Origin of the sequence: Tautonia rosea (assembly GCF_012958305.1) — a bacterium.
Classification (GTDB): domain Bacteria; phylum Planctomycetota; class Planctomycetia; order Isosphaerales; family Isosphaeraceae; genus Tautonia; species Tautonia rosea.
In genome coordinates, this window is the sequence record NZ_JABBYO010000005.1 from 159,936 (window position 1) to 175,356 (window position 15,421).

Here is a 15,421-nt window from a genome sequence, read left to right on the forward strand (position 1 = left end):
ATAGGGCCCCGATCCAAACCGAAGAGCTGATTGATCCGCTCTCTCGATGTTATCGGGTGTGATCTGGTCCTGGCGGTGACGATACGAAGTCCACGAGGAGGATTGTGCTGACAAACATGATCAGCATTGGTGTTCCAGTCAACGCGCCGATTCGAATCAAGTAGGGTTCGCCCGACTTAACTCGGCCCATCCAATCCCAGCAGCGGGAGCGAATCTCTGAAAATCACCCGTTCAATCGCTTGCGAGTCGAGTCGAGGAAGCTGGGTCCCCTCAAGCATCTGGTTCAGACCACGTAATCCGTCGATGGTGGCCTTCACCGTGGTAAAGGGATAATCCGTTCCAAAGAGAATTTTTGACCAAACCCCATATTCCTGTACGAGCATCAAGCTGTGGTACAGCTGAAAGGGTCGATAATGGAGCGCACTGAGATCGGCATACACATTGGGATGCTTCCGAATCACCGCAACACATTCCCCCTCATAGGGATGACCCAGGTGCGCAAGGATGATTTTGACTTCGGGGAACCGAATTGCCACCCGATCGAGCAATCGAGGCAAGGTACAGTCCAGTGGCGCCTGAGACACAAAGGTTGTCCCAGTATGCAGGAGAACCGGAAGCCGGTGTTTAGTGGCGTAGGTCCAAAGTGGATTGAGCCGATCATCGTCTGGTGAGAATCCCGCGTACATGGGCATCAACTTGATCCCCCGCAGCCCAAGGGTCTGATGTCCCTCGTGCAACTCCTTTTCCCATCCTTGCTGCGTGGGGTCCAGTGAGAGGAAGCCAAAGAGTTGGTCAGGATGCTCTGCGACATAACGAGCCACGTAGTGATCATCGACCCAGAGACCACTCAGCCGGGCTTTACCACCAAAAACGATGGTGCGCACCTCGGGAACCGACGTGCGTTGGTAATCCTCAAATCGAACAGTCAGGTCAAGCGCCTCTCCGGCCTTTGCCCGGCTTGCCTGCAGACGAAAGTCATCATTGAAATGGTCTGGGAATTCCCAGGCGTGACTATGAACATCAAGAATCATGGCCAGTCTCTTCAACGATTCGAGATTTACCAGCACTCAAGAGTGTGATGCTTTGTCTGATTCCGTATTGGGCCCTGATCCGAAGGTGTTTATTGCCCTCGGACCAGTTTCCAGACATCCGGTTTCATGTTGTTGCCCGCCACCACCCAGAGCGCATTGTCATACACGAATACACTGGCCGCATGACGAGGAGCCCAGGGTGTGTCCTCCATCTCATACCAGTTGACGCCATCTTCCGAATACCAAACATCGTTCCGGTTGCTCCCAGAAAACCCTTCCAGGACCCAGAGACGATCATCAAACGAGGCGACTTCGTGGTACTGCCTTGCGGCCCAGGGTGCTCGACTGGTGTGCAATGTCCAATGAATACCATTGTTCGAACTCCAAACGTCGTTGTAATAGTTTCGCGAGGGTGTTTGGGGCGTGTCGTATGTGCCTCCACCAAGAATCCACATGCGATCACGGTGAACGGCTGAGCCTCCGATCATGCCTCGAGGAGCCCAGGACGGGGCTTGCGGAATCACCTGACTCCACTGGACCCCATCTTCCGAGAACCAGACATCCCCATAGAAGACTTCTTCCGACGGGGCAAATCCTGGCATCGTCTGCCCACCTATCACCCAGATCCGATCGTGATAAACCAGGGTGTAGTGGAGTGCTCGAGGTCCCCAGGGTACCGGTTCCTGAGCATTCACATGATTCCATGAGCGCCCATCCTTGCTATTCCAGACATCATGCTGATAGTGTCCCTGGTTCACATCACCTCCAACAATCCACATCATGTCGTTCAAAACAGCATAACCTGCCGTATGGCGTCCCTCCCACTCGGAAGTGGGATCGAACGATTGATCGAGAAAGCGATTCGGTTTTTCAAGAAGCCAGTTCTTTCCATCCACACTTGACCAAACTTCGTTGTTGCAGATCCTCGGGAAATGGGTCTTATCGCCTGGGTTCCATCCCCCCAGCAGCCACATTTTTCCCTGAAACACCAACGCTCCGGCCCCATCTCTTGCGGCAAAGGGTGCCGAATCCGTCACTTCGACCCAACGATACGAGGGAACCTCTCGCGAAGCCTTGATGCGAAATCGTGTCGATCGAATCGACACGTTCGGTCCCCCCTCCACATCGAGGCGGAGGCGACAGGCATCGGAAACCCGATCAGGGACAGTCCAGACGAACTCCCCACGTTCCCAATGAACCTTCTCGATCATTTCCCAGGTGACACCGTCATCCGCAGAGAACATCAACTGGCCCTGGGAACTCCCTCGCGCCTCTGGTGACTCCCAGGTCAGCCAGTGTCTGCTGCCAACGCAAAACGGTACTTCCTGGTCGACTGAGGTGAATCGTAGCTGCTCTGCACCATTGCCCTGATCGTCTTTGGGGGGGTCGAGAAGCCCTGGAGTCAGAAGGAGTATCACCAAGAACACAATCATGAGCAATTTCCCATTCAATTGTCCAGAGTTCTCGAACGACGACCCAAAACGGAATCGTACGATGGTCTCGACGAGACATCCAGTGGGTTGATTGCGGCATTCGCGACGAAGCCTTGCTATGCTGATCGCAAATGGCAGTCTATGCCGTTGAAGCTTCGGCGTTCATCCTGATTGAGGAGTCTCGTGAAACACTTACCGATTGGCCCGCTGTACTATGAATTTAGCCGTCATCACCAACCACGGCTTCGCATTGCCCCTGGCGAAACGCTGGTGGTGGCGTCGGAGGATGCCCTCTCGGGTCAGATCCGGACCAATGCCGATCGCCGCGACAAGGAAGCAATGCCTTACAGCAATCCTCTCACTGGACCAATCTGGATCGAAGGTGCGGCACCAGGCGATTCCCTGGCGGTGACCATCCACCAAATCCGTCCCACCATCGGCCAGTGTGCCACGAGAACCGCCGACCCGAAACAACTCTGTGAGTGGCTCGGAAGCGACTGTCCACACGGGACGCATGTTTGTCCCATCCGTGATGATCTGATCTACTGGAGCGACACCATCACCATTCCCTACACCCCAATGCTCGGGTGTCTTGGAACGGCGCCGGACTGGGGATCTCCGACAACCGCACCGGCAGGTCCGCATGGCGGCAACATGGATCTCATCGAAACCTGCCCAGGTAATACCATCCTCTTACCCGTATTCGTTCCAGGAGGCCTCCTCTCGCTCGGAGATGCTCATGCCGCGATGGGTCACGGAGAACTCTCGGCAACCGGTCTGGAGATGCCGGCAGAAACTACCCTCACTGTGAACCTTCGCAAAGGGCAAACGATTCCCGGCCCTCGGATCGAATCTCCTTCGGAAATCATGGCCGTTGCCAGTGGTGCGCCGATGGAGCGTTCCCTTGCCCAGGCATTTGCATACCTGATTCTCTGGATGGAATCGGAGTTCGGATGGGATCGATGGCGCGCGTACGATCTCTTGACGCATGTCGCGAAAATCTCAGTCGGATATTATGGAATCGGGACCGTCGCGGCCAAGATCGAACGACGCTATCTGAACGGAACCCTTTCGTGAACGATTCTGAGTGCGGGTGGGTTTGGTAATTCAACGGCCGAGGGCCGCCTCGGCCTCAAGGATTGGTTCCAAAAACTTCTTGATCTCTCGAACTTCCTCGTCGGTCAATTGGCGTTGGGGAGGTCGTGGCGGACCGAAGTCTCGCCCTAGGAGACGAAGACCAGCTTTTAACAACGAGATGTTATACGAATCCGAAGAACGAGCTCGGGCATCTTCAATGGGACGGAGAATGGAGAGTAATCGCATTGCATCCTGAAATCGATGTTCCGAAAGTGCTTCGTGCAATGCGAGCGTCAGGCGAGGACAGAGATTCCCGGCTCCGGATGTATATCCTGTAGCCCCTGCCAGGTGAAAAAACGGCGCGAATCGCTCTGCGGTCCCACAGTACAGACCCATTCGCCCCTCAACCCTTGACGCGAACCGGGTAAAGGCATCCAGATCATTCACTGCGTATTTCACCCCAATGAATTGATCAGTTTCTCCGAGTTCCTCAAGCAGGGTGTCACTGGGGTACGGCCCCTTCTTGTAGACAAGGAATGGCTTTGGAAGCCTCTTCATAAGATATTGAAAATAGTCTCGAACCCCTTCATCACTCAGATAAGGATGAACGGGGGGCATGATCAGTAATGCGTCTGCGCCAACTTCGATTGCCCCCTTCCCCGTTTCGAGCGCATGGCTCACTCCCAGGCCGATTGGAGCCACGACGATCCCCTCTCGACCAATGGCGTTCCGTGTTGCTCGAACACAGGAGACGACCTCTGTCGACGAGAGCGAATGAAATTCTCCCGTTCCTGCTCCTGGAAGAACGACTCGAATCCCGTGACGATGGACCTCTCTAAGGAAGTCCTCAAGCACCTCTGGCAGAAGTTCTTGCCCATTCTGCGAAAACGGGCTCGGTGGAACCAATTGAACGGTTGAGAGGAGCTCAAGATCGAGTTCCATATGTAGATATCCTTTACGTTGTTTCGCTCAGTGAGAGAACCTGCTTCCAGTTCTCATACAGAATCTGGTGGATCGCCTCGTCGGGAAATCGAGGCATCTTTGTTCCCTCAACAATCGCGTTCACTTTGTGCAATCCGGCAATGACCTGAGTTGGGGTTGCTGAAGGAAAGTCGGATCCGAACAACAATTTCCGTTCGACCCCATACTCCAGCGCGGTAATGAACGCCTGATAATGTCGTAAGGGACGATAGTGAAGCGCCGAGATATCAGCATAGAGATTCGGATGTTTCCGAATCAAGGCGATACATTCGACTTCCCATGGATGACCCATGTGAGCGATGATCATGGTCAAATCTGGACAAGCAATGGCAATATCTTCCAGGAGAATCGGATTCGAGTACTTCAGGGGTCCTTGACGCACAAATGACGTTCCCTGGTGCCAGATGACCGGAATCCCCAGATCCTGAGCCTTGCGAAATAATGGGAGATGCTTCGGATCCTGTGGATCGAAATTCTGATAGATCGGTCCGAGTTTCAATCCTCGTAGTCCCAGATCTTCGACGTAATAGACGAGTTGTTCCACACAATCGGCATCGTTCGGGTCGACGGAACACCAGCCGATAAACCGATCCGGGTGCTGTCGGACAAAGTCGGCAATCACGGTCTGGGGTACATCGAAGCCTGTGTAAGGCGCCTTGATTCCGAACACCACAACGCGGTCGCACTCCTTCGTCGCTTCGAGAAGTGTCTCGGGCGTCGAGTCGAAGGCGTTGTTTGCCTCCTGCTCACTTCCGGCGAAATACACATCGGACGTCATCCGCATCTTTGCCTTTTTGGCTGCGAGGCCCGCCCGCACGAACTCCTCGGAGAGATGATCCGGATACCAGCAAAGATTGGTGTGAATATCGACAAGCATGAGCCCTCCTACGTCTTGTGACCAGAGCCCTTAGTTCGTCTTCCTCCAGGCGCGGTTGACAACGGAGCGCCTTGGGTCAAGCACAAGCCAGCAAACCGCACCGGCAAGATACACCACGGAAAACAGGTAGAGGACGAGTTCCCAGTTGGCGCCCGATTCTTGGATCTCCTCGAACAGATAACCGACCACAACAGGGCACGCCATAGCACCAAAATTTCCCGCCATATTCATAACCGCAAAAACAATCGCGGTGTGGCTCCCCGCAATATCCATGGTTGTGGCCCAAGTTGTTGGGCCGGTGATGCCGAAAAACAGGGTTCCGACCGTAATCAACAGAACCGCCCCCATAGGATCGCGGATCAATGTTGCGGCAAGCATGGTCAGACTACAGACAAGAAGCGCCCCCGCTGACAGTCCACTCCGGCTGAGCCAGCAATTCCCCGTCCGTTTCAGAATCATGTCCACCAGATATCCACCCAGAAAACTGCCTACCACGACCCCAAACAATGGTCCCATAGTCAACATTCCAGCATCTTTGAGTTGCAACCCTCGGCTTCGCTCCAAATAGGCAGGAAACCATGTGATAAAAAATGCATATCCAAACGCTCGGAAAAGCGATTGCCCACAAAACGCCCACATTCCCGGACGGATCGCCATCCTCGCGAGCGCGGTTCCCGTCGAGATGTCTCGATCCTGAATCGCGGTTTCTTCAGCGTTGTATCCTCTTTCGTGATTCCCATTCACGCCGCCCGCCCCTGATCCCTGGTGTCCAAGAATCAAGTCCCTCTCCGCTTGATTGGTCCCCTGATGTTCTTGCGGAGTGTTCCGATACCAAAGCGCAAACACTACCGCCCAGACGATTCCCAGCACAGCATACCCATGAAAAACTCCTCTCCAGCCGATTGCGGGGATCAAGACCACCGTGAGGCCACTGGCAAGCACGGATCCGACTGACATGCAAGCGGTTGGGACAGCTCCCGCAATCCCGCGTCGATCAACCGGAAACCAGGCAGTGATGACCTTCGCTGATATGGGAAACAATCCCCCCTGTGCGAACCCGACGGCCGCTCGGGTCCACCAGAGTGCTGTGGCAGAATCGGCAAGTGCGGTTCCGATCGTTGCGACTGACCAAAGCATGCTCAAAAGGGCAAGACCCCGTCGTGCCCCCAGTCGATCTCCTAGCCATCCACCTGGTACTTGAGCCCACAGGTAACCGAGGAAAAATCCTCCCAGCACGTAACCCATTTCCCGATCGTCCAGGCCCATTTCTGCCTGAATCGTCGAGGCCGCCGGAGCCAGCGCAACCCGAGAGAGATACGAGATCACCGCCGCCATCGCGAGCGCCAGCAAGACCACGTAACGCACTCGGCTCGGACGCTCAAACCCAGAATCAAGCGGACTACTTATCGGTTGATTCATGGAATGTTCGTTTGTGATCGAATTTTTGAATGCACAACAGATCCTTCACTTGGACTCGCTCCTGCTCGATGAGGATCGAGCGAGCCTGCAAAAGTAGGATGGATCGTTCATCGTCTCCGACACCGTGTCAAGGCGCTGCCGGGCCTTGAAGTCTGACTTTCCCCGATCTGGACTCGGTCTCTGCAACTCCTCACCCGCTCCAGTTGCACGTTCCCCTCCAGTCACGCTGACCAGTCGAGCAACGAAGACGACACTCCCGAATCCCGCGAAGGCCAACATCGGGTTCTCGATCGGTTGAGAACCCGATCCGCAGAAACTCAGCCTTCATTCACCGCACGTCCTTCTCAGACACCGTGTTCAAGTCGGCCGATTTTGTATCGAATAGCGGATGATGAGTTGGCCTATCATTCACAATGTTTCTTTCATTCGCATCGAATGATTCGCCTGCAACCATAGATTCCAGATGCCGTTGCGACAACTCCGACCCGGCGAAAAGAGATCGACTGTGGAAAGCCTCACCACCCCATCGTTGAAATGAGTGACATCTTCGAAGGCAGAAGGTCGTACCACCGATGGAAAAAGGTTGATATGCTCGGCAACACTCGATGACGTCTCACACCACCCTACCGGGGTTTCCCATACGATTCATTCGGAGTACCCATGAGCCTTCCCTTGATTGTCCTTGTCATCAGTTTCATGACAGGCCCGCTCGACGAGCCCCCCGAAATGCGGGTGATGAGCTTCAACATTCGATACGGCACCGCCGGGGATGGCAAAGACGCCTGGGAACACCGCAAGGACTTGGTCATCGAGACGATCAAGACCTTCTCACCCGATCTGCTTGGCACTCAGGAGACCCTTGCGTTCCAGCGCGATTTTCTGGCAACAAAGCTCCCCGAGTACTCATCGTTCTCCGCAGGTCGCGACGACGGACGTGAGCAAGGGGAGATGATGGCGGTGTTCTACCGAACCGATCGCTTCCAGGTGATCGACAGCGGTCACTTCTGGCTGAGCGAAACCCCCGATCAGCCCGGCAGCACGAGTTGGGACAGCTCTCTGCCTCGGATGGTCACCTGGTTGAAGCTTCGAGACCTCCAGAACGCAGACTCGCTCCCGGTTGCCCTGTTCAACACCCATTTCGACCATCGCGGCGAGATGGCCCGACTGGAATCGGCCCGGCTGCTCCGACGCATGATCGCCAAGCTCGCCCCCATCGCTCGCGTCGTGGTGACCGGCGACTTCAACTGTGCCGAAGGAAGCCCACCCTATCAGGCAATCTTCGTCGAGGACTCCGACACCGGTCCCAATCTGATCGATACTTATCGGGCCGCGCACCCCGAACACCGCTCCGACGAAGGCACGTACTCCGGCTTCCGGGCTGATGCGAGTCGAGGCCCCCGAATCGACTGGATCGCCTGCTCGGACGACTGGAAGATCCGTTCCGCCGCGATCGATCGTAGCGCGCGGAACGGCCGCACTCCCTCAGATCATTTCCCCGTAACCGCCATTCTCACTCTCCCTTCTGAGTGACAGAGACGATCAGCCACGGCTCACCAACAGATCTGGTCCAACTCACCCTCAATTTCCAGGCGTTCGAGGGTGATAAAAAAAGGGCTCACGGCCAATCGCCGTAAGCCCTATGCTGGAAGTGCCGAAGAGAGGACTCGAACCTCCACCCGGGGTGAACCGGACTAGGACCTGAACCTAGCGCGTCTGCCAATTCCGCCACTTCGGCTGTGGATTGGATGTGACACGATTCCCAAGCAGTTGGTAACCAACTCACATCACCAGAGCATTCTAGCGAGGTTGAAGGGTCGGAAGCAAGACAGTCGGCTCAAGAACAAAAAGAATCATGCGGAAATTGTTTCCGGAAAACGGGTTAGGGAGCTGGTCTTGAAGAGGGAGGCTCGGGGCCAATGGAATTCCTCGGGCGAAGGTCGGTGAAGCGGAGACGGCCGTCTCGAAGGGCCGAGCCGACCAGAACGGCATCCACTCGGGCCTGGTCAAGCCGATGCAGATCCGAGAGCCCAGAAACGCCTCCCCCAGCGATCAACTCTAGAGAGGTCGGAGACTCCTGGCGGATGGCCGAGATCAAGGATTCGGTTCCGGTACCCGTTCCCGTCCCGATGCGTGCGAGGTCGAGGACCAGCACTTTTTGGACTCCCAGGTCGATCGCGCGACGGACAAGCCTGAACGGGTCGTCGGTGCCCCACGAGGCCTTCGGATCACCCATAGGCCGTTGATTCTTCAGATCGAGTCCGAAGCAAACACGCTGACTTCCCGCGTCGTCCAGGATGGCGGCGAGTGCGTCGGGGCCGGATACGGTCTCAAGCCCGACGATGATCGTATCCACCCCGGCGGCAAGCAGTTGCGGAACGTCATCCGCCGTACGGACCCCCGCATCGACCCAGAGCAATAGGTCCAGCCCGGCCAGGCTGGAGAACAATTCCAGGTGAGGCGGTTGCCCCTCGATCGCGTCGAGGTCCGCCACATACAATGTCGGTGGATCGGTCAGACGGGCATCGGCCATCTGATCCCGGAATCGTCGTGCCCAGGCAAGCGGGTTGCAACCTTCCGGAGTACCTCGAAGCAAGCCGTAGCGGTCGCGCTCTCCGGCAATCGCGGCAACTGCCAATCCGGCCTTGAGGTCGAGAACAGGGATAACCCGCATGGGAGTTGGGGATTCCGGGCTAGGTTCGGATCGCACGGTTCTGATTCACGAATTTGTGACTGGCGGCGGTCTGGCCGACGACGATCTACCGTCGTCGCTCGCTCGCGAAGGCCGCGCCATGCGGCGAGCCCTCGCCAGCGATTTTGCCAGCGTGCCTGGGGTTCGGGTCCTCACCACGGTCGACTTCCGTGAGCCCCACTCAGACGCCTCGGGACCCTGGAAGCTCGTCCGGATCCGTCCCGGCCAGGAACTGTCTCGCGTCGCTGAGCTTGCGACTGAGGTCGATTGTACCCTGATCATCGCTCCCGAGACCGGAGGATTTTTGTTCGATCGAGTCCGAATGCTCGATCAGATTGGCGTCCGATCCCTCGGGTGCACCTCCGAAGGGGTCGCTGTGGCAGGCAATGTGCTGCTGACTCTCGATCGGTTGCGAGACGCTGGAGTACGCATTCCTCCGACCCGCGTCGTCTCCCCTCGACAGGGCTGGCCCAGACGCCTGACCTTCCCCTTGTCCGAGCTTGCCCGGGTCTGCCCCTTCGTGGAAGTCCCCGAACCCTTGATCGATTGCCCGCCCCATCGCGCGTCCGACGAAGCGATTGAACATCCAGGAGTGCTCAAACCCGTCGATGGTGCGGGGGCGACGCATTCGTACGTGCTGGCCGGTGAGGTTTCCTGGCCCGATCCGGCCTGGAGGCCCGAAGTCGCGGTCCTTCAGCCCTGGATCGACGGGAAACATCGAAGCACCTCGATCCTGGTTTCGAGCCTCGGCCGGCCCTCGCTCATCGGCTGTGCCTCCCAGCGAATCACCGTCGATCGAGGCCGGATGGCGTATGCCGGAGGCACGGTTCCACTACCGGCGAGCCCCGCCGTGAAGCGGATGGTCGATCAGGTGGTCGAGGCCTTGCCAGGGCTTCGAGGGTGGGTCGGTATTGACTGGATCGACGACGGACAGGGCGAACCGATCGTCCTGGAAGTCAACCCCAGGCCCACCACCTCCATTGTTGGCTTTCTTGCCTTGCTCCCTCCCGGTATGCTGGCCAATGCATGGCTTGGGCTGTTCGACGATCCGCTCAGTCCCCTGCCCGACCTCTTGTCTGACCTCGTCCGATCGGCTGGCGGAGACTCGGTCTCGTTCGACCCCGACGGCACACTCTCCTCTCTCCGGGATGGAGCCGGACCATGAGCACCGGAGACTCCCGACCTCTCTGGCTTGGACTCGACATCGGTGGCGCGAATATCAAGGCCGCCCACACCAGCGGCCCGGCCCAGATCCTTCCCTTCGAGGTCTGGAAACGCCCTTCCGACTTACCCACAACCCTCGCTCGCCTCGGTCGCGTCATGCCCGAGGCCCATGCCGTCGCCGTCACCATGACCGCCGAATTGTGCGACTGCTTCGCGACCAAATCCGAAGGGGTCGCCGCAGTCCTCGGCGCCGTCTGGAAAGCCTTCCCCGGTAAACCGATTCACGTTTGGGGAACCGACGCCGCTTTCCACGACATTGAGACTGCCGTCCTCCATCCCGACCTCGCCGCTGCGGCCAACTGGCTGGCCCTGGCGACCCTCGCCGCCCGATTGCTTCCCGAGGGACCAGGCATCCTCATCGACATTGGCTCCACCACCGCCGATCTCATTCCCTTGCAGGATGGAACTCCCACCACCCGCGGGCTCACCGATACCCGACGCCTCCAGACCGGAGAGCTTCTCTACGCCGGTGTTCGTCGAACCCCAATCATGGCCCTCGCAACCGAACTTCCCCACCAAGGCAGACCAACTGGCCTGGCTGCCGAGATGTTCGCCTCGACACTCGACGTCTACCTGACCCTCGGCGACATTCCCTCCAATCCGACCGACCTCTCCACCTGCGATGGTCGTCCCGCCACGGTCGAAGCCGCCCGCGACCGCCTTGCCCGAATGGTGGCCGCCGATCGCGACACCTTCTCGATCGAAGACGCACTCTCCCTCGCCCAAGCAGCCGACCACGCACTCCTCTCTCGGCTCCAACGCTCCGCGAATCGTGCGTGCGACTCAACAATCGGCTCACCTCGCGGCGCGGTTGTCTGTGGCTCCGGATCGTTCCTCGCCCGCCGACTCGCTCAACGACTCATCGAACCCGGCGATCCGATCCTGGCTCTCGACGACGTCTGGGGACCCCTCGCCTCTCATGCCGGATGTGCCTATTCTCTCGTGGTCCTGGCCGGAGAACGAGCGAGGCTCGAACCGGCTTGAACCGAAATCGAGCCCGTTTTCAGCAAGCTCACGGTCCGAGTCTGTCAACCCAGGCTCGATCCCGATCATCAAGCACCTGGCCCCCGATGCCCCCTTCCCTCCTCGTCGCAAAGGTCGGCGGAAGTCTGCTCAACTGGAGCGGCCTTCCCGAGGCCCTCGCGACGTTTCTCGATCGAAACCGTCGTCATCGCCATCTCCTTGTGGTCGGGGGAGGTGAGAGTGTTGATGTGATTCGATCGCTTGACCAGACGCACGCCCTCGGCGAGGAAGTGTCCCATCACCTTGCACTTCGGGCGATGGACCTGACCGCCCACTGCCTCGCCGCGATTCTCCCGGGGCTCGTCGTCGCCGATGCGATGACCGACGTGCCGAGTCTCTGGAACCGCAACGCCATACCTGTCTTCGCCCCCCGCGTGTTTCTGGATCAGGAGGATCGAAAGACCGCTGACCCTCTCCCTCACTGCTGGAGCGTCACCTCCGACTCCATCGCCGCCCGGATCGCCACCGCTCTCGGTGCCGAACTGCTCGTCTTGCTGAAAAGCACTGACGCCCCACTCCCGATCGACCGATCACGGGCTGCCACCCTCGGGCTCGTCGATCCCTTTTTCCCTGCCGCCTGCCGAGGCATCCCCCATGTCAGCCTGATGAACCTCCGAGATGCCCGATTGCAGGAGACGGTCCTTCGTTGATCCGCAACAGCCAGGGCGTTGCCATTCACTCTTGATTCTCATTTTGTGTGACTGACCCCCCTTTAAATTCAGAGAATACTGTCATGCCGCGATCCGCTCTTTGACATCCTCTTGCGAGTTGAACCCCTCGATCCCCCAGATGCTCGGACACAAGCGAGCGATCCTGCGCCTCAGCCTTGACGATGATCCGAATTCCGTCTCGAACGGTTGAGTCGGTCGCCCGAATCAATCCTATTGGTCCAGAGGCTTCAGAATTCGCCGCAATGACGGAACGAAGCCGCGCCGATTGCCCCAACTTCAAGGCGAGATCTGTGATTGCGGTTCAATGCGTCCTTTCGAATTGAGCGCACCCTTCCGCACACCCTCGGCGCACCCCGCCGCGATGGTGGGGCGAACCCCCCCGTTCGATCCGTCTTTGTTCCCTTGGCCTCAGCTCCACCGAGCTCTTCCCTTTGGCTCACTCCGACACAACGCGGAAGGAACGGAACGAAGCCAAACACCGCGACCGAAGCCATTGCGGTATCGGGAATAACGCAATCCACGATGGCCACTGGTTCGCGCACCCATTGGCGCACCCCAGCGCACCAGGGCGCCTCAGAGGAGGCTGACCGGATCCACATCCACCGCCAGCTCGATCGGCTGAGGAGGGTCGGCCAGAGGCAAGGCCACACGGAGGAGTCGCTGAAGTGGCCCCGGAGCCGGAGCCTGAAGCCGGAGATGGTATCGGAAGAGGTGCTTGATCTTCATCACCGGCGCCGGGGCCGGGCCAAGCAAACGGACGGAATCCTCCCCCAGTTCCCGAAGCAGGTGAGCGAACGATTCGAGGTAGCCGACCACCTCCGCCTCCGACGGCCCCCTGGCGATCAATCGGACGACCCGACCGAACGGCGGGGTGCCGTTCTTCTCCCGTTCGGGAAGCTCCTGGGCCACGAACCCGAGGTAATCGTGCCGAGCCGCGAAGGCAATTGCGGGAGCATCTGGCGTATACGTCTGCACGAGGACCCGCCCGGGACGATCCCCCCTGCCCGTCCGTCCGGCCACCTGGGCGACGAGCTGAAACGTTCGCTCAGCCGCTCGGAAATCCGGCAGATGGAGCGATGTATCGGCGTTGACCACCCCCACTAACGTCACGTCTGGGAAGTCGAGCCCCTTGGCGATCATCTGAGTCCCCAGCAGAATGTGCACCTGCCTGGCTCGAAAGGCTCCGAGCACCTGCTCATAGGCCCCTGGTGATCGCATCGTGTCTGAATCCATTCGCCGGACGACATGTTGCGGAAAGGCCTCTCGAACCTCTCGCTCCAGCCGCTCCGTGCCGATGCCCCCGTAATGGAGCCGATGGTACCGGCACGATGGGCAAGTGTCCGGTGGGTCATATTCCGCGTCACAGGTATGGCACAGAGCCTTGTGCCGCTCCTTGTGGTGGGTCAAGGCCACGTCGCAGGCCCCGCACTTCAAAACGTTGCCGCACTTCGGGCAGAGGATGAACGTGTGGAACCCCCGGCGGTTGAGCAAAAGGATCACCTGCCCATCATCGGCCAGGGCCTCGCTCATCGCCCGTCGCATCAAGCCGCCGATTGCCAGCAAGGGCTGCCCCTTGGTCGGCTTCTCGTGCCTCATGTCGATGATGTCGACCCGAGGCATCCTCCGCTCGGCAACCCGTCGAGCGAGCGTCAACCGGGTGTATCTCCCTCGCTCGGTGTTGGCCCAGGTTTCGAGCGACGGCGTGGCCGATCCCAGGACCACCGGCACCTTTTCCAGTTGAGCGCGCTTTACCGCCACATCCCGAGCATGATAGCGAGGCGTTGTTTCTTGCTTGAAGGTCGATTCATGTTCCTCATCAATGACGATCAACCCCAGCTTCCGTGTCGGCGCGAAGATCGCCGACCGGGCGCCGACGACCACCTGGATCTCTCCCGCGGCGATCGCTCGCCAGTGCCGGTGCCGCTCGGCGTCGCTCAGGTGGCTGTGCAGAACCGCCACTCGGTCGAACCGGCGTCGAAAGCGTCGGATCGTTTGCGGCGTCAGGCTGATCTCAGGGACAAGGACAATCGCCTCTCGCCCTCGCTCCACCACCCGCTCAATCGCACTCAGATAGACCTCGGTTTTTCCGCTGCCGGTGACACCATGAAGCAGGAACGTCTGAAAGCTGTCGCTTCCGAGCACTGGATCAAGCTGATCGAGCACCCTCGCCTGCTCAGGGGTCAGCGCGATCGGGGCCTTGCCGTCGTGGTCGTCGTTCGAAGGCTCCGGATCGAGCGGACTGGCCACCGGAGCTCGGCTCATCCGGCGTCGAACCGTGTGAATCAAGCCTCGCTTGCGCAACGACGCAATCGGCGCGGTGGTGCACTTGGCCATTCGGCAGACATCGGCAACCGACAGCGTCCCTTCGGACTTGCAGAGCAGTTCCAGGATCTCAGCCTGCCGAGGCGGCAAGGCCAGGGTGTCTCGGGCCAGGCGGACCTCGTCCGGGACGGTCAGGCAGGTCGCGATCCGGGTCCCCGCCTGTTTTTTCACGCCGGCCGGCACCACCGCATCGAGCGCCTGGCCCCAGGAACAGGAGTAATAGCCCGCCATCCAGTGCGTCAGGTCGAGCATCACGCCGTCGATCAAGGGCGGGTCGTCCAGGATCTCCAGCACCTCCTTGACCTTCCCTGGCGCCACATTGGCCGTCGGCTCAATCCGAACGACATAGGCCGTAACCCCTTGATTCGATCGTCCAAGGGGGACCCGGACTCGCTGCCCGACCCTCAAGCTCTGCCTCAGGTGACGGGGGATTGCATACGAGTAGACCTCCTCCATCGGCCGGTTGAACACGACACCCGCAAACGGCCCCTCGGTCTCGACGGCAAACAGGGCACCCTGGCTTTGGTCGTTGGCGTCAGTGCGGGGCATGGCGATCCGCTTTGGAAGGCTTGGGACGAGCCGGAACCGGACGCACCGGATCAAGCACACGATCTCCCAGAACATTCCCTCTTATTGTCGGCAGAATGCTGGGCGGATGTCCACACCCCGGCAAC

General features: G+C 58.9%; 12 protein-coding genes and 1 tRNA gene. 5 read left to right on the top strand and 8 right to left on the bottom strand.

What is annotated here, in order from left to right:
• Nucleotides 1-176: 176 nt before the first annotated feature.
• Nucleotides 177-1,031 carry an amidohydrolase family protein gene (locus HG800_RS10395; RefSeq protein WP_169976560.1) on the bottom strand — a complete coding sequence of 285 codons (855 nt, stop codon included), beginning with the start codon at nt 1,029-1,031 and terminating at the stop codon, nt 177-179.
• Between the two features lie 89 nt (nt 1,032-1,120).
• Nucleotides 1,121-1,813 carry a hypothetical protein gene (locus tag HG800_RS10400; protein WP_169976561.1) on the bottom strand — a complete coding sequence of 231 codons (693 nt, stop codon included), beginning with the start codon at nt 1,811-1,813 and terminating at the stop codon, nt 1,121-1,123.
• A gap of 834 nt (nt 1,814-2,647) precedes the next feature.
• Here HG800_RS10400 and HG800_RS10405 point away from each other — a divergent pair.
• Entirely contained in the window at nt 2,648-3,541 is an 894-nt protein-coding gene (locus tag HG800_RS10405; RefSeq protein ID WP_169976562.1) for an acetamidase/formamidase family protein, read from the top strand.
• Nucleotides 3,542-3,571: 30 nt separating this feature from the next.
• Here the strand turns inward: HG800_RS10405 and HG800_RS10410 are convergent, their stop codons facing one another.
• The 3 genes from HG800_RS10410 to HG800_RS10420 are packed head-to-tail and all read right to left on the bottom strand — an operon-like array spanning nt 3,572 to nt 6,818.
• Nucleotides 3,572-4,483, bottom strand: coding sequence for a dihydrodipicolinate synthase family protein (locus HG800_RS10410; RefSeq protein WP_169976563.1), 912 nt, complete (start codon nt 4,481-4,483; stop codon nt 3,572-3,574).
• Nucleotides 4,484-4,496: 13 nt separating this feature from the next.
• Nucleotides 4,497-5,399, bottom strand: coding sequence for an amidohydrolase family protein (locus HG800_RS10415; RefSeq protein ID WP_169976564.1), 903 nt, complete (start codon nt 5,397-5,399; stop codon nt 4,497-4,499).
• 30 nt (nt 5,400-5,429) lie between these two features.
• The gene (locus HG800_RS10420) at nt 5,430-6,818 is read right to left on the bottom strand and encodes an MFS transporter (RefSeq protein WP_169976565.1); all 1,389 of its coding nucleotides are present in this window, start codon (nt 6,816-6,818) and stop codon (nt 5,430-5,432) included.
• Between the two features lie 660 nt (nt 6,819-7,478).
• Between HG800_RS10420 and HG800_RS10425 the strand changes: the two genes are divergently transcribed.
• Complete coding sequence (locus HG800_RS10425; protein WP_169976566.1) at nt 7,479-8,348, top strand: endonuclease/exonuclease/phosphatase family protein; 870 nt, start codon at nt 7,479-7,481, stop codon at nt 8,346-8,348.
• A 119-nt stretch (nt 8,349-8,467) separates the two neighbouring features.
• Here HG800_RS10425 and HG800_RS10430 read toward each other — a convergent pair.
• Nucleotides 8,468-8,553, bottom strand: a tRNA-Leu gene (locus HG800_RS10430).
• A 144-nt stretch (nt 8,554-8,697) separates the two neighbouring features.
• Complete coding sequence (locus HG800_RS10435) at nt 8,698-9,489, bottom strand: HisA/HisF-related TIM barrel protein (RefSeq protein ID WP_169976567.1); 792 nt, start codon at nt 9,487-9,489, stop codon at nt 8,698-8,700.
• On the opposite strand from HG800_RS10435, the gene HG800_RS10440 reads away from it, so the two are divergent.
• From HG800_RS10440 to HG800_RS10450, 3 genes are all read left to right on the top strand, one after another.
• Nucleotides 9,488-10,672, top strand: coding sequence for an ATP-grasp domain-containing protein (locus HG800_RS10440; RefSeq protein ID WP_169976568.1), 1,185 nt, complete (start codon nt 9,488-9,490; stop codon nt 10,670-10,672). The genes HG800_RS10435 and HG800_RS10440 overlap by 2 nt on opposite strands.
• Complete coding sequence (locus HG800_RS10445; protein ID WP_169976569.1) at nt 10,669-11,715, top strand: hydantoinase/oxoprolinase family protein; 1,047 nt, start codon at nt 10,669-10,671, stop codon at nt 11,713-11,715. The genes HG800_RS10440 and HG800_RS10445 overlap by 4 nt, the downstream gene beginning before the upstream one ends.
• An 86-nt stretch (nt 11,716-11,801) precedes the next feature.
• Complete coding sequence (locus HG800_RS10450; RefSeq protein WP_169976570.1) at nt 11,802-12,404, top strand: amino acid kinase family protein; 603 nt, start codon at nt 11,802-11,804, stop codon at nt 12,402-12,404.
• Nucleotides 12,405-12,998: 594 nt separating this feature from the next.
• On the opposite strand, the gene priA is transcribed toward HG800_RS10450, so the two are convergent.
• On the bottom strand, nt 12,999-15,296 hold the full coding sequence (gene priA / locus HG800_RS10455; RefSeq protein ID WP_169976571.1) for a replication restart helicase PriA: 2,298 nt from the start codon (nt 15,294-15,296) through the stop codon (nt 12,999-13,001).
• Between the last annotated feature and the right edge of the window lie 125 nt (nt 15,297-15,421).

Coding starts and splice junctions, on each gene's coding strand:
- HG800_RS10395 (WP_169976560.1), bottom strand. CDS start 1,031: ATGATTCTTGATGTTCATAGTCACGCCTGGGAATTCCCAGACCATTTC.
- HG800_RS10400 (WP_169976561.1), bottom strand. CDS start 1,813: ATGATGTGGATTGTTGGAGGTGATGTGAACCAGGGACACTATCAGCAT.
- HG800_RS10410 (WP_169976563.1), bottom strand. CDS start 4,483: ATGGAACTCGATCTTGAGCTCCTCTCAACCGTTCAATTGGTTCCACCG.
- HG800_RS10415 (WP_169976564.1), bottom strand. CDS start 5,399: ATGCTTGTCGATATTCACACCAATCTTTGCTGGTATCCGGATCATCTC.
- HG800_RS10420 (WP_169976565.1), bottom strand. CDS start 6,818: ATGAATCAACCGATAAGTAGTCCGCTTGATTCTGGGTTTGAGCGTCCG.
- HG800_RS10425 (WP_169976566.1), top strand. CDS start 7,479: ATGAGCCTTCCCTTGATTGTCCTTGTCATCAGTTTCATGACAGGCCCG.
- HG800_RS10440 (WP_169976568.1), top strand. CDS start 9,488: ATGGGAGTTGGGGATTCCGGGCTAGGTTCGGATCGCACGGTTCTGATT.
- HG800_RS10435 (WP_169976567.1), bottom strand. CDS start 9,489: ATGCGGGTTATCCCTGTTCTCGACCTCAAGGCCGGATTGGCAGTTGCC.
- HG800_RS10445 (WP_169976569.1), top strand. CDS start 10,669: ATGAGCACCGGAGACTCCCGACCTCTCTGGCTTGGACTCGACATCGGT.
- HG800_RS10450 (WP_169976570.1), top strand. CDS start 11,802: ATGCCCCCTTCCCTCCTCGTCGCAAAGGTCGGCGGAAGTCTGCTCAAC.
- priA (WP_169976571.1), bottom strand. CDS start 15,296: ATGCCCCGCACTGACGCCAACGACCAAAGCCAGGGTGCCCTGTTTGCC.